General features: G+C 60.4%; 20 protein-coding genes and 2 tRNA genes. 12 read left to right on the forward strand and 10 right to left on the reverse strand.

The features are described 5' to 3' along the window. Window positions 1–250 precede the first annotated feature (250 nt). Window positions 251–1,060, forward strand: coding sequence for a response regulator (locus tag QEZ49_RS12935; protein WP_280387493.1), 810 nt, complete (start codon window positions 251–253; stop codon window positions 1,058–1,060). 161 nt (window positions 1,061–1,221) lie between these two features. Further along, complete coding sequence (locus QEZ49_RS12940; RefSeq protein WP_280387495.1) at window positions 1,222–3,102, forward strand: EAL domain-containing protein; 1,881 nt, start codon at window positions 1,222–1,224, stop codon at window positions 3,100–3,102. Between the two features lie 59 nt (window positions 3,103–3,161). Here QEZ49_RS12940 and QEZ49_RS12945 read toward each other — a convergent pair whose 3' ends face one another. The 6 genes from QEZ49_RS12945 to QEZ49_RS12970 form a co-directional block, all read right to left on the reverse strand. Continuing rightward, window positions 3,162–4,130: a GNAT family N-acyltransferase gene (locus tag QEZ49_RS12945; protein ID WP_280387497.1), complete on the reverse strand. Its 969-nt coding sequence runs from the start codon at window positions 4,128–4,130 to the stop codon at window positions 3,162–3,164. A 444-nt stretch (window positions 4,131–4,574) separates the two neighbouring features. After that, window positions 4,575–7,016 (reverse strand): ATP-binding protein, encoded by a 2,442-nt coding sequence (locus QEZ49_RS12950; RefSeq protein ID WP_280387499.1) that lies wholly within the window; start codon window positions 7,014–7,016, stop codon window positions 4,575–4,577. A 186-nt stretch (window positions 7,017–7,202) separates the two neighbouring features. Then, entirely contained in the window at window positions 7,203–7,415 is a 213-nt protein-coding gene (locus QEZ49_RS12955) for a Trm112 family protein (protein ID WP_280388560.1), read from the reverse strand. A gap of 85 nt (window positions 7,416–7,500) precedes the next feature. Then, window positions 7,501–8,178, reverse strand: coding sequence for an LON peptidase substrate-binding domain-containing protein (locus QEZ49_RS12960; RefSeq protein ID WP_280387500.1), 678 nt, complete (start codon window positions 8,176–8,178; stop codon window positions 7,501–7,503). A 49-nt stretch (window positions 8,179–8,227) separates the two neighbouring features. Next, window positions 8,228–9,139: a thioredoxin gene (trxA, locus tag QEZ49_RS12965; RefSeq protein WP_280387503.1), complete on the reverse strand. Its 912-nt coding sequence runs from the start codon at window positions 9,137–9,139 to the stop codon at window positions 8,228–8,230. Between the two features lie 188 nt (window positions 9,140–9,327). Then, complete coding sequence (locus QEZ49_RS12970) at window positions 9,328–9,873, reverse strand: prolyl-tRNA synthetase associated domain-containing protein (protein WP_280387505.1); 546 nt, start codon at window positions 9,871–9,873, stop codon at window positions 9,328–9,330. Between the two features lie 257 nt (window positions 9,874–10,130). Here QEZ49_RS12970 and QEZ49_RS12975 point away from each other — a divergent pair, with 257 nt between their 5' ends. The 6 genes from QEZ49_RS12975 (at window position 10,131) to QEZ49_RS13000 (ending at window position 13,677) form a co-directional block, all read left to right on the forward strand. Next, a complete protein-coding gene (locus tag QEZ49_RS12975; protein ID WP_280387506.1) occupies window positions 10,131–10,547 on the forward strand; it encodes a hypothetical protein in 417 nt (138 codons plus the stop codon). Window positions 10,548–10,674: 127 nt separating this feature from the next. After that, window positions 10,675–10,749: transfer RNA gene (locus QEZ49_RS12980), tRNA-Gly, on the forward strand. A 318-nt stretch (window positions 10,750–11,067) separates the two neighbouring features. Continuing rightward, window positions 11,068–11,143: transfer RNA gene (locus QEZ49_RS12985), tRNA-Ala, on the forward strand. Window positions 11,144–11,183: 40 nt separating this feature from the next. Next, a complete protein-coding gene (locus tag QEZ49_RS12990; protein WP_280387508.1) occupies window positions 11,184–11,534 on the forward strand; it encodes a hypothetical protein in 351 nt (116 codons plus the stop codon). Between the two features lie 230 nt (window positions 11,535–11,764). Then, a complete protein-coding gene (locus tag QEZ49_RS12995; RefSeq protein ID WP_280387510.1) occupies window positions 11,765–12,166 on the forward strand; it encodes a hypothetical protein in 402 nt (133 codons plus the stop codon). A 305-nt stretch (window positions 12,167–12,471) separates the two neighbouring features. Then, window positions 12,472–13,677, forward strand: a complete 1,206-nt coding sequence (locus tag QEZ49_RS13000; protein WP_280387511.1) for an NAD-dependent formate dehydrogenase — start codon at window positions 12,472–12,474, stop codon at window positions 13,675–13,677. A 188-nt stretch (window positions 13,678–13,865) separates the two neighbouring features. Here QEZ49_RS13000 and QEZ49_RS13005 read toward each other — a convergent pair whose 3' ends face one another. After that, a complete protein-coding gene (locus QEZ49_RS13005) occupies window positions 13,866–14,366 on the reverse strand; it encodes a hypothetical protein (RefSeq protein WP_280387513.1) in 501 nt (166 codons plus the stop codon). 176 nt (window positions 14,367–14,542) lie between these two features. Between QEZ49_RS13005 and dapD the strand changes: the two genes are divergently transcribed. Further along, complete coding sequence (gene dapD, locus QEZ49_RS13010) at window positions 14,543–15,397, forward strand: 2,3,4,5-tetrahydropyridine-2,6-dicarboxylate N-succinyltransferase (RefSeq protein ID WP_068461962.1); 855 nt, start codon at window positions 14,543–14,545, stop codon at window positions 15,395–15,397. A gap of 112 nt (window positions 15,398–15,509) precedes the next feature. On the opposite strand, the gene QEZ49_RS13015 is transcribed toward dapD, so the two are convergent. Further along, complete coding sequence (locus QEZ49_RS13015) at window positions 15,510–15,905, reverse strand: hypothetical protein (protein ID WP_280387517.1); 396 nt, start codon at window positions 15,903–15,905, stop codon at window positions 15,510–15,512. A gap of 282 nt (window positions 15,906–16,187) precedes the next feature. Between QEZ49_RS13015 and QEZ49_RS13020 the strand changes: the two genes are divergently transcribed. From QEZ49_RS13020 to QEZ49_RS13030, 3 genes are all read left to right on the forward strand, one after another. Next, entirely contained in the window at window positions 16,188–16,943 is a 756-nt protein-coding gene (locus QEZ49_RS13020; protein WP_280387519.1) for a hypothetical protein, read from the forward strand. Window positions 16,944–17,118: 175 nt separating this feature from the next. After that, a complete protein-coding gene (gene dapE, locus QEZ49_RS13025; RefSeq protein WP_280387521.1) occupies window positions 17,119–18,285 on the forward strand; it encodes a succinyl-diaminopimelate desuccinylase in 1,167 nt (388 codons plus the stop codon). A gap of 139 nt (window positions 18,286–18,424) precedes the next feature. Continuing rightward, on the forward strand, window positions 18,425–18,745 hold the full coding sequence (locus tag QEZ49_RS13030; protein ID WP_280388561.1) for a cyclic nucleotide-binding domain-containing protein: 321 nt from the start codon (window positions 18,425–18,427) through the stop codon (window positions 18,743–18,745). A gap of 102 nt (window positions 18,746–18,847) precedes the next feature. On the opposite strand, the gene QEZ49_RS13035 is transcribed toward QEZ49_RS13030, so the two are convergent. Together QEZ49_RS13035 and QEZ49_RS13040 are read right to left on the reverse strand one after the other, a co-directional pair. Further along, a complete protein-coding gene (locus QEZ49_RS13035; protein ID WP_280387523.1) occupies window positions 18,848–19,471 on the reverse strand; it encodes a DUF3299 domain-containing protein in 624 nt (207 codons plus the stop codon). A 13-nt stretch (window positions 19,472–19,484) separates the two neighbouring features. Continuing rightward, window positions 19,485–20,231 carry an ABC transporter permease gene (locus tag QEZ49_RS13040; RefSeq protein ID WP_280387525.1) on the reverse strand — a complete coding sequence of 249 codons (747 nt, stop codon included), beginning with the start codon at window positions 20,229–20,231 and terminating at the stop codon, window positions 19,485–19,487. Window positions 20,232–20,439: the final 208 nt, after the last annotated feature.

Genomic DNA, 20,439 nt, shown 5'->3' on the forward strand with positions numbered 1-20,439 from the left:
ATGTACCAGATCCGATACGAAAGCATAGTACGAACATCTTACGGAAAGTGCTTCATTCGGTCTGGACACCTGAGCCATGACGCCATTTTTTCATTCAACATCAATTCTAGCTCTCGATGACGATCCGCTGTTTTTGGAAAGCCTGGTCTTTCAGTTCTGCGATGATATTTCGTGCCAAACTTTTTCCCGGACTGACGCAGCGCTTGAGCATTTGATTAACCAGGCGGGACAACATCCCTGCTATTCGCGCATGTATGATCTCGTCGCGCTGCCATCTGCGGGCCTACGCGCAGCCATGCGCAATCCATCCGATGCATTGCTGTGTGCTGATGTTTCCGGTTTGCGATCGATCATCGACGACCCGAGTAGGCAACTGCGCATATCGGTGGCCATCGTTGACTACGACATGCCGGACATGGATGGACTGGAGTTCTGCCGCGCCATCCGCGATCTGCCGGTAAAGAAAATATTGCTGACCGGCAAAGCCGGGCTGGAAGTTGCCGTCGAGGCCTTCAATGACGGGCTTATCGACTGCTTTCTGCAAAAGCAGGACCAGAACGCCAGTCAAGCGCTGCGCAACGCCATTCAAAAGCTGCAACAGCTGTATTTCAGCGACGTATCGCGCCCGATTTCAAACGCGCTTGAGCTTTGCGGCAGCACATGGTTCAGCGATCCCGCAGCGCGCGATCTGATCCAGAATACGGTCGATGATCTCGACATGGCAGAATACTGCCTTTCGACAACACCGCCGGGCGTCGTCATGCGCGACGATGCCGGCAACGAAGCATTCATGCTGATTTCAGATCGCAGCGAGATTGACGCGCAGATCGCTGCTGCCGACGCACGCGGCGCACCGGACGAACTGATCAATCAGCTATCGAGCGGCAAATCACAATCGTGGTTTCCAACGCCTGACGGGCGCTACAGCGCCGACTATTATTCACGATGGCAGGCACATACGTGGCCCGCTGACAATCTGCATGGCGAGAATCACTGGATGCACAGCCTGATACCTGTTGGTGGCGCATGCTTTCTGGATGACATGCGCAAAATTGCGTGACGCGAACAACCTGCGCCACCCGTTACCAATCGATAATATTACCTCCGCATACATCTTTCCTAACCGACGATGAAAACCCTAAACTTTGAAGGGCAATTAGCAATGTAGAGACTATCTCTGATGTACATCAGAGTAGATTGTTCATTACAGGATTTTGAGCCGTGGCAAGCATTTCCCGCCGCAACGCCGCCGATACTGCGAAAAAACGGCCGCATACAGACCATTCCAACGCAGAGCCCCGGCAAATCGCGAGACTTCGCGCCAGCTTTGACGCTCAGCTCGCCGAGCTGCTGAAGCGCAACAGCGAGCTTGAACGACTGAACTCATCCATGGAAGCCGCCATCGATCATATGGGGCGCGGGCTCTCCATGTTTGACAGCGAACAACGGCTTCTTGTGTGCAACAGGGCCTATGCCGATGTTTACATGCTGCCGCCCGAGCTTACGGCACCCGGTACGCCTTTCGTCGAAATCCTGCGCTATCACCTTAAACGCACGACCGGCGCTGACACGTCTGGAAAAGGCGCTGCGGAATGGATCCAGGATCACATTGCGCGCCTGCAGATTGAAGGCCACATCGAAGAGGTGCAGCGCCTTGCTGACGGACGCGTCATCCGTGTCAGCTATCGCCCGCTTGCCGGTGGCGGCTGGGTGGATATGCAGGAGGACATCACTGCACAACGCCGCTCTGACGAAAAGATCGAATGGCTGGCGCGCCACGACACGCTGACGGAGATTCCGAACCGGTTTCACTTTCGCGAACACCTGACGAAGCAGTTCAGAACCTATGACACCAGCAAGGGCTTCGCGCTGCTCTGGCTCGATCTTGATCACTTCAAGGATGTCAACGACCAGCTTGGCCATCTTGTCGGTGACGGGCTCCTGAAGAGCGTTGCCGACCGCCTTCGCAGCTGCCTGCGGGCTGGCGATATAGTCGGCCGGCTTGGCGGCGACGAGTTCGCAATCCTGCAATGTGGTGCGGACCGACCCGAACTGGCCGAAGCACTGGCAAGGCGCGTGCTGGACCGCATCCGGCTGCCACATGAGGTTGCCGGACACTCGCTGTTTACGGACGTCAGCATTGGCATCGCCCTTGCCCCGATGCACGGACAGACGCCAGAGCAGCTTCTCGCCAGCGCTGATCTTGCTCTCTATCAGGCGAAGTCACGCGGCCGCGGCCTGCATGCCGTATTTTGCCAGCAGACCATGGGAACACCCGCATCCGTGCTAAGCCCGCTACGCGCAGAGCTTGAACACGCCGTCGAGCGATCCGAACTCGTGCTGCACTATCAGCCCATAGTTGATCTGCAGAAAGGCGAGGTATCGTGTTGCGAGGCTTTGATGCGCTGGAAGCATCCCAGTCGCGGCATGATTGCCCCTGCGGATTTCATCCCGATTGCAGAAGAAACCAAGCTGATCGTGAGCATGGGTAAATGGGCACTTCAGCAGGCATGCACCGACGCGTTGGACTGGCCAGCCTCGACAAAGGTGGCTGTGAACCTTTCAGCGGTGCAGATTGAGTGCGGCGACATATATGAGATTGTCACCGATGTGCTGATGCAGACGGGCCTGCCGCCCGAGCGGCTACAGCTTGAAATTACCGAATCCGTTCTGATGCGTGACCGGGCGCGGACGCAGGAAGTGCTGAGCAAACTGCACGATCTCGGCGTGATGATTTCGCTCGATGACTTCGGATCCTGCTTTGCAACGCTGAGCTATCTGCGCAGCTTTCCGTTCCGCAAGATCAAGCTGGACCGAAGCTTCGTGCGCGACATCCCCCAGCATCGCGACTGCGTAACCATCGTGAAATCGGTGGCCGACCTTGCCCGCGAACTGGACATGCATTCTGTGGCTGAGGGCGTGGAGACAGCCGCGTGCCTTACGACGGTGCGCAACGCCGGATACAGCGAGGCGCAGGGCTTTTACTTCAGCCCAGCGGTACGCGCCAGCGGTGTGGAGCGCGCACTGAGACTGTGCGCGCAGCGGTTTTCGGCGGCAACAGCACCAACGGATGGCCAGCACATCCCAAGCATTTACGCCTAGAGCGCTGCCGGAAAAACTGACTGGCTGCTTTTCCGACGGCATTCCGGGCAGAATGGTTGTCAAGCGTCGACGGACACCCTGCTCTTGACCTCGGTCGGCGCCCCGAAATGCTCGAAATAACGCGGATCGATTTTCTCAACGGGGAGAATGATCAGCACGTCGGTTGTGCCGAACTGACGGTCAACAACGGCGCCATCGCCGACGAATGCACCGAGGCGCAGATAACCCTTTACGAGCGGCGGCAACGCCTTCAGCGCGGCCTTAGCGTCGATCTGGTCGGCAGGCAGCCGGTTCATGGGAACGTGCAAATGCGGATGCGCTGCACAGCGCCATTCAGCCGGGGCCAGCGCGTTCTGATGCAGGAAGCTGAGCGCCATGGCGTGCTGGTCGGGATCGGTGCCCGGCAGACTTGCGCAACCGATCATCACATCGACCTTATGCTCGCGCACATACGTCCACAGGCCATGCCAGAGCAGTTCAACCGTGCGCTTGTTGCGATAGGGCTCCAGCACGCATGAACGGCCGAGCTCCATAAAGCGATGATGTGGCCGGGCGGCAATCAGCGGCGCGATGTCGTATTCGCTTTGCGTGTAGAAGCCCAGCGTGCGCTCCGCCACCTCCTGACGCAGCACGCGATAGGTGCCGACGACCTTCTGCCGGCGAACACTGCCCCATGCCTCATTAGCAATCGGCAGGTTACCATCAACCACCAGCAGGTGATCGCAGACGGCATCGTAGGGATCCTGATCCCGGCGCGTCATCTCGGCCCGCTTGGTGGGGATGGCGGACATCTCTTCATAGAAAACGCTGTAGCGCAGACGCTGCGCCAGCTTGATGTCGCGCCAGCGACGCGTGAGCTTGACCTCAAGATTGCCGATCTTGCCGTAGACCTTGTCCTGCTTGCGCAGGCGGAACGGCGTAGCGCTGGCGCCGTTCAGCGTATGCAGAGCCAAAAGACCACCGGGAACCGCTTGCAGTCGGGGGCTACGTGCCAGCCGGCTGGCCATCCGCCGCGCCGTATCCTTCATGCTCGGTCTCTCCGCTCAAATCACACCCCATCATAGGATGCGCGCCGCATGCCTTGAAGTGCCAAGCGCGGCTTCCCCCACACCAGTCCATTATGGATTTTTCCCAATGGCGACAGGTGGCTATCACGCTTCCATGACAGACTTTAGGCTTTCTTACGGCGCTAAGGGTCCGCTTGCCCGTGACAAAAGAGCAGCTATGACGGCCGGACCCAAAATTGCTGCGCGTTTGCCGTGACATAGCCGGGATGCAGGGCAATCGGCAAAGTCGCTGGTGAGATCGCATTCTTCAGAATGGCAGCCAGCTCAGCCGACCTATTTTTTGCACCGGTGACTCCCCTACGCGGAGCCGGCGCATTTTGGTGAGCGCTGGCGACTCTCCTTCGGAGAGCCGGCCGCCAGCGCGTGATTGTTGTCATGGATCGGCGGGCAAACGGCAGGAGCTGGTTATTGAGCCCTGGCGAGGGACAACTGGCCGAACCAGCGGTCCAGCAACGCTTCCAGATCGCGGCGATCGAATGGCTTGGCCAGATAATCATCCATCCCGGCCTCGCGATAACAGGCCTGATCCTCAGCAAAGGTGTTTGCCGTCAACGCGACCACCGGCGGAGAAACAACCGGCAACGGGCAATCGGCATAAAGCGCCTTGATGGTGCGGGTGGCCTCGATGCCGTCAACCTCCGGCATGAAGACGTCCATTAGAATGAGATCGTAGGCTTTGGTTTCGCCATTTAGCGTTTCACGCACAGCAGCGATAGCTTCGGCCCCGTTACGCGCGCAAACATAATCACAGGCGCATTTTTCAAGCACGCGGCTGGCCAGCAGCGCGTTGATCTCGTTGTCCTCAACCAGCAGCACACGCCGGGGCGAGGCCGGGCGCACTGCGCTGCCATGCTGGTCATGAGAAATGGCCAGAGGAAGTTGCGGCGTTGCGGCCTGCGCGGCGGCCACCGGACGCAAGCCGAGATGCATCAGCATGGACGACGGGCGCACAGGCCGGACGAGGTACGCATCAAAACCAAGGGCGCGAAAATCGGCCAGGTCGGAGCGGGTAAGCACGTCGATCAGCACGGCGCCCAGAACCTTGCCCTGACGATTGAAGCCCCGGGCAGCAGCCAACAAAGTGCCGGCGGCCGATGGTCCGACACTGCCGTCGATAATGATGCGATCGAAGGGTGCGTCCGCGTGCGCTGCCGCTTCGAGCGCGGCGATGGCGCCGTCAAACTCGCACTCCGCAGCGGTAACGCCAACCTGCCCCAATGCTTCCGACAGAGCGCGCCGCTCAAGAGAACGATCGAACGCCAGCAACACGCGCGCGTCGTGGTGACGGGCAGCATCCAACGGCTGCAGCGCGTGCGCGTGCTCCACCTCCGGCGTGCGCTTGACATGCAGGCTGGCGGTGAACACCGAGCCATTGCCCGGCTCACTTCTGACGCTCACATCACCGCCCATCGCCTGGGCCAATTGCATCGAGATTGCCAGACCGAGCCCTGTTCCGCCCTTGCCGTGCCGGACTGCGGCTTCCGTTTGCTCGAACTCGGCAAATACCGCTTCAGCTTCGGATGCGGTGAGGCCGATGCCTGTATCCTGCACTTCAACGATGAGGGGGATATCGGCGCTGGTCAACGACGAACCGGGCACCGGCATGACGCGCACACTGACGCCGCCCTTGTCGGTGAACTTCACGGCGTTGGAGAGCAGATTGAGCAATATCTGGCGCACGCGTGTTTCGTCGCCAACAATCACCTCCGGCAGAAGACCGCTTACGGACCAGGCGATCTCCAGCCCTTTTTCATGTGCCTTCGGTGCCAGCAACTCGACCGCATCCTGCACGCAATTGGACAGGTTGAACGGGGCTTCGAGCAGGACGAGCTTGCCAGCTTCGATCTTTGAGAAGTCGAGGATATCGCCAATCAGCGCCAGCAGATTCCGCGCGGAATGATCGATGGCCTTGATGTAAGTTTCCTGCTCGGGCGTGTGCGGCGTATCGTGCAGCAGCCCCGACATGCCGATGATGCCGTTCATCGGCGTGCGGATCTCGTGGCTGACGGCAGCCAGAAACCGGCTCTTGGCGCGGCTTGCCGCTTCGGCCTGATCGCGCGCCTCCGCCAGATCCATCTCCCAGCGCCGCTGCTCAGTGACGTCGCGCCCGACGCCCTGCACTTCATAGCCGCCATTGCCGTCGGGCGAGGTAACGACCTGCTCTTCCCATGCGATCCAGCGCGCGCCCGATGCTGTGATTGCGTGCTGCAGATAGCGCTTGGAGCGCACGCCATCGGCAGCCAACAGCGGCGCGCTGCTGTCGTCGGCACTCACGGCGATTGCGAATGGCTGGCCTTCGACAACTTCTCCAGCGTTGGAAAACATCTCGCGGAATGCGCGATTGGCAAACGTGACGTTGCCGCTTGCATCGCGCCTGACGATGGCCTGCTCCTGCGTATCGAGCAGCGCACGGTAGCGGGCCTCGTTCTCGCTCAATTCCCAGCGCGCATCGTGCAGGCATTCAAGATCGCTGTTGATTTCGACGCTCGCAGACTGCCGCTTCTGTGCTCGCTTGTCGACAACCCAGCGCATGGCGAAGAAAATACCGCAACCGGTCAGCACGCCACCCAGGACGCCGATGACTTGCAACAGGGAGAGCGGAGTGGGCAGCAGGGCGAGCATCAGCCCGATGCATCCAAGGCCCGCAATCAACAGCGCGCAGACGGATGCGAGGGCACGGCCAGATTGCGACGGCGTGAGCGCGGTAGCTATGTCGCGATACGGACGCCCGGACAGTACGGCGTCGGCGCCATCGACGGCCGCAGGCGATCCAGCTGCTTCGCCCACGCGGTTCTGCGCGAGCGGGTCATCTGACGCGCCAGAAGAATGCAAACCTTTGTTGCCCACGCCAACGCACCCGAACGCCCACCACAATCAAGCGCGAGCATCCGACGGCGCGCGTTTCAAAACGCTGAAGCAGCTTGGTTAACCGAAGGCTCTACTGTCGCAGTGAACAGGCCCGCGGAGGGCAGGGTGGCCGCTTTGGCAGGCCGACGCGCACCTAGCAGCACGCAGCACAACATTGAACGACGCTCAATCGCGATGCGGCTGATCGAGTTCGCGCGCATCCTCCAGCCGCATGCGCGGAATGCCATCGCGGATCGGAAACGCGAGACCTGCGGCACGGCTTATCAGTTCATGCCCAACGGCATCATATTCGAGACGGGTCTTCGTCAGCGGGCAGACCAGCAGCTCAAGCAGCTTGCGGTCAACTTTGTGCTCCGGGATGTCAGAGCTGTCGGCGATATCTGACATGGAACCGCACCTTATCTTCCGTCAACTGATATGATTCACTCGGAGAACAACGGCACCATGGGCGTGAGCCGTTGCCTTACTGCAAGGTCGTGCCGCTGCCGCCACCGGCAAGTTCCATCTCCGCCAGAGCCACAAGCACTTCAGCGCGGCTTTTCAAATCTGCAGCCTCAAGCAGCGCCTGCTTTTCTTCCATGCCATAGGGAGACATGACGCATAGCGCGTTGATGAGAAACTCGCTGGATGCGCGCTGAATAGCGGCCCAGTCTGCCTCCAGCTTGTTGGCGTCAAGATAAGCCCGCAGCACGCGCAGCAGATTGGGGCGATCGACATACTCCTCGCCCAGGCCTTCGGTGAGATCGCTGGCGAAGCGATCATAACTTACGCTCATGACGCGATACGGCCGACCGGTCAGAGCTTCATCGATGATGTCGTAGCGCGTGACGCCGGTAAGCGTGATCGACAGGCGGCCGTTGTCGACCTCCTGATAGGACGTAACGCGACCGACGCATCCAACGGAACGCAGCGGTACGATCTCGCGCGGGCTTTCCTCATCGTCACTGCCCGGCACGGCCGGCTGGACGATGCCGATCAGGCGATCACCGGCCATCACATCTTCCAGCATCTCCAGATAGCGCGGCTCAAAGACGTTCAGCGGTAGCGTTGCGCGCGGCAACAGAATGGCACCTCGCAGCGGGAAAACAGGGATCCGGGGCGGAAGATCTGCAGGGCGCCGGTAACGATCGGTCGGTGACACAGGTCATAATCCTTCCGCCTCCGATGAGGCTTTGCATCGACAATATCAATCAGGCGAAAAGCAGCGAAGAAAGCCTCCGGCGTCCTTCGATTGCCGCAGGGTCTTTGAAACCCCAGGCCTCGAAAAATTGTACGAGCTGTTTGCGCGCGGCCTCATCGTTCCATTTACGGTCCCGACGCACAAGTTCAAGCAGATGCTCGACGGCATCAGCCTTCTTGTTCTGCGCGGCTAACCCCACCGCGAGATCGAAGCGCGCCTGATGATCAGCGGGATTGGCCTCGACACGCTGCACAAGCGCATCGAGCTCACCGGAATCGCCAGCCTTGCGAGCCAGCTCCAGCGCGGCCTTCACCTGCTGCACAGAGGGGATGGAAGCTTCGGCCTGTGGCACGAGAGCGATCACCTGATCGGCGCGATCGATATCCCCTGTCTGCAGGTAGCAGCGCGCAAGACCGGCCAGCGCAGCGGCGTTGTCCTTATGCTGCTGCAGCACCGCCGCATAGATTTCAGCCGCCGCCTGCACATCGCCTTCCTCAAGCGTCTGCTCGGCCGTGGCGAGAATGGTGGCGATGTCGGCTTCCTCGTCGGCGCCGAGCAGGCGCTCAACGAATGCTTTGACGGCGCTTTCCGGCTGGGCGCCCATAAACCCATCCAGCGGGCGGCCATCGCGGAACGCATAGACCGTCGGCAGGGACTGAACGCGGAGCTGACCGGCGATGCCGGGATGCTCATCAACGTTCACCTTCACCAGCCGCACCTTGCCGTTGTAGCTGCGAACCACTTTCTCAAGGATCGGGGTGAGCTGCTTGCAGGGTCCGCACCAGGACGCCCAGAAGTCGACAATGACAGGAACGCTGCGCGATGCCTCAAGCACGTCCTTGGCAAAAGTCGCCGTCGTTGAATCTTTGATGATGTCGGCACCGCCGCCAGCTGCGGACGACGCCTTCAGATCAAATTCCATACTTTGTTTCTCCTCGCGGCGCGTCAGTAAGCCTGTCACCAGTGCGCAACTCAATACAAAAACTTCACCAGCGGCTCAATTCCACACGGCGGCCAGCGCCGGAACTAAGCCCCAAATCGGCATGCACCACTTCTGTTACAAGCGGCACCGTTTCCCTCAGCTGCCCAATACTGTCCAGCCAAGCCATCTCACGGCGGCGGGCGATCTTCCATCCGGCTCAACGTCTCAATCGTCAACTGGTGCCCACCCGCACGCATGAAGCGCAGCAGATCCTCGCGGGCAATGCTGGTGGTGGCAGTGTTTTCCAGCGGATGACAGTTGACGGTGTCATGCGCCATCAAAGCGGCATCGATCACCACGCGGACCCTGAGCGCAACATCGTTCATCACCGCGAACGCCGTCACCGAGCCGGGCGTGACACCCAGCACTTCAAGCAGCAGCTCCGGCTTGCCAAAACTGAAGCGCCCCGCTCCGAGTTGCCGTGACAATCCCTTCAGATCGACTTTTGTCGTCGATTGGGCGACCACCAGAAACAGCGCACCTTTATCGTCCTTGAGGAACAGATTCTTGGTGTGCGCTCCGGGCAGCTCGCGCTCCAGATCGGCGCTGTCAGCCACTGTGAACAGCGGCCGATGCTCAACCGTGACGGTCTCGATGCCGAGTTCGGCCAGCCGCTCGAACAACTTCTGACGGGAAGCGGGCTGTATGGTTGTGATTGCTGCTGGATCGGTCATGGATTGTCGAGGCCAGGGCGAGGATCTGAAAGCGATTGGCAAAGCGATGCGGCAGTATATAGGCCCAGCATTTGCATATTAGAGGTGAAGAGAGCGCATCCGTTGCCCCGCAGATAACGCGGAGCTCGCCCTTCCACCGCCAAACCATCCTGCAAACTCAACGCTCTGGCCGATCCAGTTAGCATAGTGTTGAGCGATGTCTTGATACGGGACTGAGCCGGCCCTAGCATCCGCCTGCCCTGAATGCAGGAAACCCGATGCGCCGAAGTGCCCTTCTCTCCATCCCGATAACCGTTGCCGCCACGCTGGGCTTTGTCGCGTTCGGATCAGCTCCACTCGCGGGCACTGAGGAGCGTTGGGCGGCATTTGCACCGAACCTGGAAAATTCCGCGCAGGTCGTCTGGGGGGCAACCCAGGATGAAGCCAAGGAAAAAGCGGCGAGCGCCTGCCGTGCCTCATCCGCGACTTGCGCCGCAAAGCCAGCCAACACCAACGGGCTTGGGCATGTCTTCGCCCTCATGTGCTGCTCCGCGCCGGAACGGGGCTGCGCGGCAACCGTAGGCGAAACCCGTCAGATAGCCCTGCATGAAGTGAAGCGTTTGTTTGCCGATGCGGGCTATAGCCAGTGCCGCCTGCAAGGTTATTTCAGCGCCGCCACCGGCCAAAAGGGCTGAAAATGGGCCAAAATTGCGTCGGGCGATCCGGTCGCACCCGGTGTTGTTGAAGACGCTTGCAAAGCCCGCGGAGTTGCGCCATAACGCGGCCTCCGCTGCACTTCGCGGCGTTGATACCCAAATGGAAGCGGGCGTAGCTCAGGGGTAGAGCATTACCTTGCCAAGGTAAGGGTCGTGAGTTCGAATCTCATCGCCCGCTCCAATTAACTCACTGCACAAGCTGGTTTAAATCGCGACGGGATACCCCGGCGATTGCCGGCCTGCGCGTGAGTTCTGACTGCGCCGGGCGCTCGCGGTGATTGTGAGATGTGTCGCGTCTCCGCAGCGGGCAGTGCCGAACCCTCCCACAGACTTGAGCGTACTTTTTTGCATGCTGACATGACCAGCGCGTGAGGCTTCCCACATGCAACAGCGCTACGCGCGCACCTGCATCGCGTCATCTGCTGTGCCGAGGGTGCTCTGCGCCGCTTTGGCTTTTCTTGACAAGATTCGGCGCGACATCCTAAATCCGCCAACGAACGGGGCCGTAGCTCAGATGGGAGAGCGCTGCAATCGCACTGCAGAGGTCAGGGGTTCGATTCCCCTCGGCTCCACCAAATTCTTGGTATAGCTCACGCGCCTGAAGGCGCTCCGCATATGGGCGGCGCTAAGCGCCGGGTCGCCTTGCGACCTGAGCCCTGCGGGCTGATTTTTCGAACGCTTCTGCGCACGATGGAAGGCATTCTGAATCAATGCTTTGCGAACGGCAGCGCCGGCTATCGGCGCGAAATTCTGGCCTATGTGGAACCGTGGTCGAGCCTGCAGACACGGGTCAAGACGCCAACAGTAATCTGGCCGGGCGGCCACGACAGCTGGACACCGCCGATAATGTCGGAGCGGCTGGCGACGCTGCTGCCGAATGCAGAGCGCCATCTGCTACCTGAGCTTGGCCACTACGGCGCGCTGCAACATGCGCTGCATGCGATCTGCGCATACCAACAACGATGATAGAGATCCCGCGAGCGCCGCAATAATCTGCCCGGCATGTGCAGGCTGGCGGCAGTGCCTGAATGGCTTCAGTGATCTGTCCCAGCCCGAGCCGACAACCCGGCGCGCCCCAAAAGTCACTTTCACACGGATTTGCAGTGCGTTACGTCGATTCCCACCCATCTTGCGGTGTACTGGCGCTGGAAAGCCGCTAAACTGCCGCTGGGGAACGTCAGGCGAGGAGGGGCAGGATGGCGGGCAATATCGATGCAGTTATCGCTGCTTTGCGCGTGGTGCTGGACGCCGCCGAGGAAAGCGAAGAGCCGTTTGTGAAGGTTGAAGCGGCCAACCGCTGGATCAAGCAACTTCCCGGCACATGGACCGGCCGCTGGCGCAAGCTGATGCTGAAAGGCGATGGCTCCGGTGATGCGCGCCGCGACGAGTTCGTGGGCCACGTGCGCGCCGTGCTCGCCTTCCTTGAATCGAACAGCAAGGAAACACCGGCCGCACGCAAATGGTGGTCTCTGCGTCGGCGAAGTGCACAGCAGCCTGCAGCCCCCGCCGCAGCACAGGCAGCCGCTGCGGCAAAGCCCGCAAAGGCGCGACCGGTGAACCTGCTGCGCGTGCGCAAGCCGATGCCGGGCGTACATTGAGAACTGGTTCTCTTTTTGAGCCGGCGACTTCCCCTCCGGGGGCCATGGCCGCAAATAATCTGCATTCAGATTAAATCATCGCCATCGACTTCATCGTAGAATTGCCACGCTCAGCACTTGTCTCCCGCGTGCGGCTGCATACGTCCAATGATGCGCGGGGCGGCTGCCCTTGCCTGTGATCTGGTCGGCCTTGACCCACGCATTACTGGAAGCGCTCACAGCATCCATCGGACCGCAGGCGTTGCGGCGAACACAGCCATAGCAACGAGACGCTTCCTCAGATCCGAACTCGGAGGATGGCACTCATGGCGAAGATACTCACCGTTCTTTATCCTGATCCCGTCGACGGGCAGCCGAAATCCTATGCCCGCGACGACATTCCGAAGCTCGATCACTATCCGGGCGGGCAGACCTTGCCGACGCCGAAGGATATCGACTTCAAGCCTGGCGAGTTGCTAGGCAGCGTTTCGGGCGAACTTGGCCTGCGCAAGTTTCTGGAAGATCAGGGGCACACGTTTATCGTGACTTCGGACAAGGACGGCCCCAATTCGGTTTTTGAAAAGGAGCTGCCCGACGCGGACATCGTGATCTCGCAACCGTTCTGGCCTGCGTATCTCACCGAGGAGCGGCTGAAGAAAGCGAAGAAGCTGAAGCTGGCGATCACCGCAGGCATCGGATCGGATCACGTTGATTTAGATGCCGCGATGAAGAACGGCGTTACCGTTGCGGAGGTGACATATTCAAACTCAATCAGCGTCGCCGAGCATGTGGTGATGATGATCCTATCGCTCGTACGCAATTATCTTCCGTCGTATGAATGGGTGAAGAAGGGCGGCTGGAATATCGCCGACTGCGTGGAACGCTCATACGATCTGGAAGGCATGAACGTCGGCACGGTTGGTGCCGGACGCATCGGGCTGGCGGTGCTGCGCCGCCTGAAACCGTTTGACGTGAAGCTGCACTATACCGATCGACATCGGCTGCCCAAGGAGGTCGAGAAAGAACTTGGCCTGATCTATCACAAGGACGTCGAGTCGCTGGTGAAGGTTTGCGATGTGGTGACGATCAACGCACCGCTGCATTCGGAAACCGAGCATCTGTTCGACGCCAAGATGATCGGGAAGATGAAGCATGGCGCATACCTCATCAACACGGCACGGGCGAAAATCGTTGACCGTGACGCGGTGGTGAAGGCGCTGGAAAGCGGACAGCTCGCTGGATACGCAGGCGATGTCTGGTTCCCGCAGCCGGCACCGAAGGATCATCCGTGGCGGAAGATGCCGCATCACGGCATGACGCCCCACATCTCCGGCACGTCGCTTTCGGCACAGGCACGTTATGCCGCCGGCACACGCGAAATCCTGGAGAACTACTTCGCTGGCAAACCGATCCGGACCGAGTATCTGATCGTCGACAAGGGCAAACTGGCTGGAACGGGCGCGCATTCCTACAGCGGTGGCGATGCGACGAAGGGCGTTGACGAGTCGATCAAGTATCGCAAGAGCGCGTGATTACCGCGAGCATGACGGCAGCACCATTGCAGTGACCTGATGCTCGGGGGCGATAAAAGAAACGGGCGGTGCTGCTCCAAGAGAGTGGCCCGCCTTTTATGTTCTTCGCACCAACTTCACTGGAATCAAGCACCGCGGCCGGCTCCGCGCAGCGGAGTCGCCAGCGCCTAAGCTAAAGTGCCAGCGCCTTAGAAAAAGAATCGCGATGAAAGCGCGAGCGCGGCGAGCGCGAGGGCGCCAAGGAACAGCGCTTCGTTGCGGCGGGCGGCGTGCTCGACGCGGTCGATGTGCAGCTTCAGGCCGCCCAGCTCCGCCAGCTTGCGGTCCATGTCGACGAACGACTTGTAGGTGACGTTCGAATAGGCCTTGCGGTCGCCTTCCATGCGCTCGATGCGCGTTTTCAGGTCGCGGCCAGAGCGCTGCAGCTCAGAAATCTTGTAATTGCGCGAATTTTCAAGGCTCTGGTCGAAGGCGGCGAACCGGCGGCTGCGGTTTACCTCTTCGGTCATCTCGGCAATGGTCGCGCGCGCCTTCTCCAGCTCACGCTCCAGCCGGGCAACGGTGCCATTGATCCGGTCGAACTGCACGGCCGCTTCGGCGACGAAGCCCTCGTGCGCAATCCACTTTCCACTGGCCTTGCCACCCGTATGGGCAGCAGTGACCGATACAATCCGCTCGCTCTGCAACACGACCCAACCCCTTGGTACGTCTCTTTTCCCGGCACCGATTGGGGTATTATCCGGCGTGAGATTTAATGGGGCGTATCCAATTGATGCAAAAAACGAAACTATTCGTTCGCATTGACAGTATTTCCCCCTCGGGCGACAACGCGGACCGCTAACGAAATCTGAACCGAGGGCCCCCGATGTCAGCCAATGTAAACACCGCCGAACTTGCCACCGCCATCGACGCCATGTGGGAAGAGCGCGATGGGATCAGCGCCGGCACCACGGGCGTGATCCGCGACACGGTCGAGACAGCCCTCAACCTGCTGGACAAGGGCGAAGTGCGGGTGGCCGAGAAGGGCGCCGACGGCTGGACGGTCAACCAGTGGCTGAAGAAAGCCGTGCTGCTGTCGTTCCGCCTCAACGACATGGCTGCAATCTCCGGCGCACCGGGCGGCGCGAACTGGTGGGACAAGGTGCCCTCGAAGTTTGCTGGCATGACCGATGACGATTTCCGCCGTGCAGGCTTCCGGGCCGTGCCCGGCAGCATTGTGCGCCGTTCGGCCTATATCGCGCCGACGGTTGTGCTGATGCCGTCGTTCGTGAACCTCGGCGCCTATGTTGACGCAGGCACGATGGTCGACACCTGGGCGACGGTGGGCTCGTGCGCTCAGATCGGCAAGAACTGCCACATCTCCGGCGGCGCTGGCATTGGCGGCGTGCTTGAGCCGCTGCAGGCCGGTCCGGTCATCATCGAAGACAACTGCTTCATCGGCGCGCGCGCCGAGGTGGCCGAGGGCGTGATCGTCGGCGAAGGCTCGGTGCTGTCGATGGGCGTTTATCTCGGTGCTTCGACCACCATCATCGACCGCGCGACCGGTGAGAAGTTCTTCGGCAAGGTGCCGCCGTACTCGGTGGTGGTATCGGGATCGATGGCGGGCAAGCCGCTGCCGGATGGCACGCCGGGGCCGAACCTCTATTGCGCCGTGATCGTGAAGAAGGTGGACGCCAAGACGCGTTCCAAGACCTCGATCAACGAACTGCTGCGCGACTGATCCGCAGCCGCAAGCCTGCTGCACTAATCAAACTCAAACGCCGCGGCATCCGTTGCTGCGGCGTTTGTTGTTTTGGAAGCTGATTGAACGGCTGGCGGAGCGGATCTTTCGACTACAGCTCATCCTTTGAGCGTTCGCCGTCCTGTGCCTTCAGCTCGATCTGATACTGCGCGTTGGCGCTCAGTGTGATTGTGTGGTCGTCGGGACGTGGGCGCCCCACGTTGGTCTGAATGTTGAGGCTTGCAAGCCGGCAACTCGAAGCCAGCGTCGCCATCAAAGCCGTGCACTCGCGCGCGCTCATGGCGTAGAGCGCCTTGCGCCCCTCCTCCATGGCCGTCTGCTGTTCCGCGAGGCCATCGCTTTTGAGCGGCAGGCGCAGGACATACTGCACCGTTATGGTCGTTGGGCGCTGCAGGAAGTTGCGGGTTTGCGCATCGGCGGGCACCGAAAGCACGGCCAGGGGCAAAAACGCAAGCAAGCGGCCATAGGGCAGGGTCGCCACGCGCATCGAGAAACCTCATCAAAAAAAGCCGAAGAAAAAAACCTGAGCAATGAAACGGAGGACCACAATAACGCCGATCGCGGCCGATCTTGAAGTGCCCGACCGATTGAGCCTTAACTGAGGCAGGGACGACACCTCAGGCCCGCCGTAAACCATCGCGCCAGCCTGTCACAATCAAACCCTGCTGATGCCTTGCAGGCGACGATGTCCGGCTTCTAAAATTCGGCCACCCAGCGCGGACAGGCGCTGGCGGCATATTTTCAAAAAACACATTCCCGGGAGCGGGCTATGTACCGCAGCCTTTCCAGCGACAAGATCATTGGCACCATCGAAACGCTACAGGCGCGTATCGACGATCGGTTCCCCAACTCAGGGCTGGCCACCGTATGCGCCGAGGTGGAGCAGATCGCGCGCCAGACCTCCAAGCGGATCATCGCTGTTTCGCGGCCGATCTGGGGCCTGCGACTGACGCTGCTTGGCCTGCTGATTGCCGTTGTGCTGACGGCAGTCATGCTGGCGATCGAGGCATCGTCGCTGAAAACATCCGATGAACTGTCGGAGATGATGCAGGGCGTGGACGCGGGCGTGAACCTCGTCATCGTGCTGGGCGGCGCGGCTTATTTTCTGGCCTCGTTGGAGACGCGCTGGAAGCGGGATCGCGCGCTGAAGGCACTGCATGAGCTGCGCTCGATCATCCACGTCATCGATATGCATCAGCTTACCAAGGATCCAAGCATGCTGGGCCATATCAGCACGCGGTCGTCGCCCGATCGCCCGCTGACGCCATTCATGCTGATGCGCTATCTCGACTATTGTTCGGAGATGCTGTCGCTGACCGCGAAATGCGCAGCGCTTTATGCTGAGAAGCTGAGCGATCCGGTGGTCGTCGATACGGTTGGCGATGTAGAGCGGCTGACATCCGACCTTTCCAACAAGATCTGGCAGAAGATTACGATTATCGAGGGCCTTGCCCAACCCCATGCCGGAACTTCAACCGGAGAGCCGGCTGCCGCCGCGCCGACCAACGCATTTGAAAACGCCTGAAGCAGACGCCAAATGCTTCCGGGCATGGTGGATGCCCACAGCCAAGCCGATCCGGTGTATCCATGCGGGCTTGCGGCCGGGATGTCAGGAACCGCAATAATAGCGAAACGCTTTAGTGATGGTGATTGCTCTGGCAACGATCCGCCAGCCGCCACATGCAAGGAATGACCGACACATGACGACCCCCGCTAACCCGGTAGCATTGGCGCAGGCACTCATCCGCTGCGAAAGCGTAACCCCGGCTGAGGGCGGCGCGCTGACACTGCTGGAGGGCATCCTTTCCGCTGCGGGCTTTGAGTGCCATCGCATGACGTTTTCGGAACCGGGCTTTGCCGATGTCGAGAACCTCTATGCGCGGTTCGGAACGTCCGGTCCCAACCTGTGCTTCGCCGGCCATACGGATGTGGTGCCAGCGGGCGATGTGGACGCGTGGACTTCGCCACCGTTCGCAGCCGAAATCCGCGACGGCATTCTTTACGGGCGCGGCGCTGTCGACATGAAGGGCGAGATCGCGTGCTTCATCGCGGCGGTGCATCGCATACTGGCGCGCGGCGACAAGATACCGGGCTCGATATCGCTGCTGATAACCGGCGATGAGGAAGGCGACAGCATCAACGGCACCGCCAAGCTGCTTGGCTGGTTGAAGGAGCGCGGCGAAATATTGCACGACTGCATCGTCGGCGAACCCTCCAGCAAGGATGTGGTGGGCGACGAGATCAAGATCGGCCGTCGCGGCTCGCTGAATTGCGAACTGATCGTAGAAGGCAAGCAGGGACACGCCGCCTATCCGCATCTGGCCGACAATCCGGTGCCGAAGATTGCGCGCATGATCGACCGGCTTTCCGCGCTGGTGCTGGACGAAGGCACGACGCACTTTGAACCATCACGCTTGAACGTCACCGTGATCTCGGTTCCGAACACCGCAACCAACGTGATCCCCGGACTCGCGCGCGCGCGCTTTAACGTGCGCTACAACGATGCGCACACGCGCCCTGACCTTGAGGCACGACTGCGCGATGTCTGCGACGCGGCGGCGCTGGAGGTAGACGCGCGCTATACTATCAAATTTTCCGGTACCGGCGATGTGTTCCTGACCCAGACCGGACCGCTGATGGAAACGGCCCAACTTGCAGTGCGTGAAATAACCGGCGCTGCCCCGCGACTGTCGACCGGTGGCGGCACATCGGACGCGCGCTTCATCAAGGATCATTGTCCGGTCATCGAACTGGGGCTGACGAACGCCACCATCCATCAGGTGGACGAGCGCGTACCGGTTGCCGAGCTGGAAACACTGACCCGAATTTATGAGCGCTTCATCACCCTTTATTTTTCGCGCTCCTGATCGAGCCCTTTACGAGGCAAGATCCCCCTACTCAGCGGCATGAATTTCGCTTAAGCTGATTTCTTTATCTTGCGTTTTTCAGGACATTAGATCCGTGTCCAGAATAATTTTTGATATATCCGTGCTGACACGGTGTGAAATGCCGTTGCGCCAGTTTGCTGCCAACTCGCCTGTGTTCTGTAGAAACGACGCGAGCGCGGCAATGTATATCGTGTGCAGTGGAACCGTTGAAATAACTGACGGTGCTACTCGGCAGTTTCAAATTGGTCCGGGCGAAATTTTCGGCGAGTTGGCCCTCATGGAAGAGAGTCACCGCCAGGAAAGCGCCACGGCGTGCACGGCGACTGAGGTCGCTGTTGTCGACAGGGCTATGTTCCTGAAGCTGATAGCAACCGAGCCGGAGCTAGCGTTGCAGATCATGCAGGCCATCGCGGAGCGAGTACGCGACGGCTCTGCGTAATTAGCAGAGCGCCCGCTTCACATCGCGACTGAGTTGCGGGCACCGAAAGCATACTGGCTGCGGCACCGGCGCGTTGCGGCATCGCACGAACTTGCTGCCGCGCTATTCCTTGCGCCGGTCCACCTCTTCGGCCGCGATGGTGTAACCGGTGTCAGCAAGTCCTGTGATCGCGGGCTCGGTCGTTATCGTGCCCGTTACCCATACCGGATCAAACTGACCGGCGATTTCGAACCCTTCCTCAGCCTTCACATAGATGATCTGGTTGGCGGGCGGCGGCGGTACGTGGATGCAGGCGCCGACGAACGGCACCAGCAGAAACTCCTTGATGGTCGTCGCTTCAAAATCCAGCGGCACGACATAGCCGCCGATGCGCACGCGCTTACCATCCAGCTCCTTCACGACGCGCGGCGGCAGATTGGCGCCGGGCTGACGGCGCTTCATCGACATGAAGGCGCCCTCCTGATAGCTCGACGGCGGCAGCGGACCTTCATGTTCACCGCCTGCGGGCTGATCAGGCATTGGCGGTTGATTGGCGCCCTGCGCGTTCATCTCGGCCTGCGGCGTAGCGCCGGAAAAGAACGTCTTGGGCTTGCGCTGCGCAGGGTCGATCGGCGGCATCAACTGCGACCATTTAAGATCAACCGGCGCATCCGCACGCACACCCGGCGCAAAAACAACCGGCAGTGCCAGGAATGCCAGCACAGCTGCAGCTAAATGATGCTTCATCTCTCACACTCCATCACGTGCGCACCGTCATGCCATCGGCAAGTGACATGCGATAGGCGCGCAACGCCGGCAACAGTCCGGCGAGAAAGCCCGCAACGACAATGCCGCCAAGCATCAGCCACTCGCGTGCAGTGGGGGGATCAATGGCCAGCGTGATGCCATATGTTGCATCCACCCATGGCCGCAGCACCAACAGCACGCCATAGAGCATCGCGACGCCGAGCGCGACTCCCGCCAGCGTCAGCAAGCCAGCTTCCGTTGCCGGCAGGCCGAGCACGGTTGTCGGCCGGGCACCGACCGAACGCAGAATCGCCATTTCGCGTCGCCGTTCGTTGAGCGTCGTCAGGATCATCGTCACCATGCCGAGCAACGCGGTGGCAACCACCATCATCGATACGACCGCGAGCGCAGTTTCAGCTGTGCCGACGAGGCTCCACAATTCCTGCAGCGCCGCTCCGGGCATGATGGCCGATAGTGGCTCCTGCCGATACTCGTTGATGGCGCGCTGAAGCTGGAAGGTTGCCAGCTTCGACTTGAGGCCGACAAGCGCTGCAGTGATCGACTTCGGCGTCAGATCCATCTGCCGCACTTCATCGGCGGTGATGTTTTCGCCCGGCATCGGCATGCCGCTTTGCCAATCGACGTGGATCGCCTCAATGCCTTCGAGGCCGACGTGCACCGTGCGATCAACCGGCGTTCCGGTTTTTTCGAGAATGCCGACGACGCGGAACGGCTTGTCTTCGTGCTCAATGAATGACACCGAGCCGAGCCCGTGCGCGACAACGATCGGATCACCGACCTTGGTAGCCCAGGCGTCTCCTGCAACATCCGCGCCGATAACAGCATCGAACAGATCAGCGAACGGCTTGCCTTCGGCGAACGTCCGGCCCGACCACGACGGTACTTGTAGCGCTCGAAATATTCAGGGCGTGGTGCCGACACGCGGAAACCGTGATAGGCTGTCACCC

The sequence above is a fragment of the Hyphomicrobium sp. D-2 genome (assembly GCF_029872155.1).
Lineage (GTDB): Bacteria > Pseudomonadota > Alphaproteobacteria > Rhizobiales > Hyphomicrobiaceae > Hyphomicrobium_A.